The 2080-nt window shown below is 56.8% G+C and carries 2 protein-coding genes; both read right to left on the bottom strand.

The window, feature by feature from the left end:
• Positions 1 to 184 precede the first annotated feature (184 nt).
• Positions 185 to 1819, bottom strand: a complete 1635-nt coding sequence (locus NW837_RS05150) for an AAA family ATPase (RefSeq protein ID WP_414329606.1) — start codon at positions 1817 to 1819, stop codon at positions 185 to 187.
• 45 nt (positions 1820 to 1864) lie between these two features.
• The coding region (locus NW837_RS05145; RefSeq protein WP_414329605.1) for a pentapeptide repeat-containing protein at positions 1865 to 2080 on the bottom strand (216 nt) is incomplete at its 5' end.

Below are 2080 nucleotides of genomic sequence, written 5' to 3'. Positions count from 1 at the left end.
AGGGGCCACCTGAGCAGCTCAGATCAATCGGCGGCTTCCCCGGACGGATTTAAGGGGGCTAATCCACAGGCAGCAAATTCAAGCGGAGCGGCAACCGGAGTTTTTCTGCGTCTTGCAGGAAAAAATGCTTGCAAGCCTACTTCCACGGAGCTGCCACAACTCGGAACGAGCCGACCAAAACAGCTTAGGCAGGAGGTGGAGAGGAAAAGGATGGGGGACTATCAACTTCAATGTAGCCTAACCCTCTCTTCTGGACGATGGTCCGTAGCTCCTGAATCAACTTTTGATCTTGGGAAGCGGTACGTGCTCCTGACTCGGCAGCCCATTCTTTCAAGCTTTGAATTTGGTCACGAGCGATGGCAGCTAGAGGAACCGTTTGGCGAATGGCGGTCAGGATATCTTCTTGGGTGAACTCGCGGGGTGGATCCTGATTAAAGGCCATGTGCATGGCATCGTAAATGGTCTGTTCAATTTCCGCCCCGCTGAAATCTTCTACAGCCATGGCCAGCTCAGTATAGGAGAAGTCTCGTACTCGGTTGGACCGTAGCCGTTGGACATGGACTCGAAAAATCTCTTCCCGCTCCCGTTGGTTGGGCAAATTGACGAAGAAAATTTCGTCAAACCGGCCTTTGCGCAGCAGCTCGGCCGGCAAGATGCGGACATTGTTGGCGGTGGCAACAATAAAAACGGGTTTGGTTTTTTCCTGCATCCAGGTGATCAGGCTGCCGAAGACCCGCTTGCTGGTGCCCGAATCCCCTGAAAACTCGCTGTTGACGCCGCCAAAGGCTTTATCCAACTCATCAATCCACAACACACAAGGGGCCATGGCTTCGGCAATTTGGATCATCTGGCGCACGCGGCTTTCGCTTTCGCCGACGATCCCGCCGAAGAGTCGCCCCACATCCAGCCTGAGCAAGGGCATGCGCCACTCGCGGGCTATGGTTTTGGCACATAGAGACTTGCCGGTGCCCTGGATCCCGGCCAGCAAAATGCCCTTAGGACTGGGCAAGCCATAGGCACGGGCCTGGGCACTAAAACTGTTGCGGCGCTGCCGAATCCAGGCTTTGAGGTTTTCCAGGCCGCCGACATTTTGCAAGGTCTCGGAGGGGTTGTAAAACTCCAGGATTTCCGTCTGGCGGATGTATTGTTTTTTCTCTTCCAGAACAAGGTCAATATCGCCCTCGCTGACCTTGCCCTTGGCGGCTAGGGCGCGGGCCAGGATCCGCTCAATGCGCTGCCGGGTCAGTCCTTGGCAGGCTCGAACCAGTTGTTCCCGCGCCGGGCCGCTTAGCTCCAGTTGACGGGCAGGGATCGCGCGGGTAATGATCCGCTCAATTTCGGCGATGCTGGGCAGGGGAAAATCATAGACCACAATTTCCTCGCGCAGCTCGGCAGGGACAACGGCTTCTTGGCCCAAGAGGATGATGGACTTGCGGCTGTGGCGGCTCTCTCTGGCCAGGGTTTTCAGGTAGCGGATGACGGGGTAATTGTCCGAGCGTTCCGGATTTCTCAGGGTGGGGTTTAGGTCTTTGAGAACACAAATAACCGCCTCGTCCTCTTTGATGGCGCCGATGCGGCCCAGAGCAGGCATCAATTGGCCTTTGTTTTGGCCGTTATCTGACCAGCCGGAGACGATATCCCAGATTAGGAGTTTGCGCTTGGGCTTGAGGGAATCGGCTAGAACTTGCAGGAGCTCCTCTGCCGGGGCTTCTTCGGGAGTAACCAGGTAGATCAAAGGGTAGCGGGCGCGAACCACTAAGTCCAGCAGTGTGAGGATGTCTTGGTGATTGCTGGCAAAGGCGAGATCTGAGGGACTCATGGATCCACTGAGAGCGGCTGTAGGTAGTGTAGCCAAGGGATCAGGCTAGGGATGGATGTCTCCGTCGGGGAGGATGGCCCCTTTCAAGTCGGCGAATTGATCCCAGCCGCGACTTAGTTTTGCGCCCCATAGGTTTGCCCCCTTTAGGTTCGTGCCACCCAGCTTTGCTCCCCTCAGGTCGGCCCTGCTCAGGTTGGCCACCGCCAGGCGAGCTTGAGGGGCACGGGCACGCACCGCTTGCAGCAGGGTTTGGTAATCGGC

The sequence above is a fragment of the Synechococcus sp. R6-10 genome (assembly GCF_047461815.1).
Classification (GTDB): Bacteria; Cyanobacteriota; Cyanobacteriia; order Thermostichales; family Thermostichaceae; genus Thermostichus.
The sequence above is the reverse complement of the archived record's forward strand: the minus strand, read 5'-3'. Positions and strand labels throughout refer to the sequence as shown.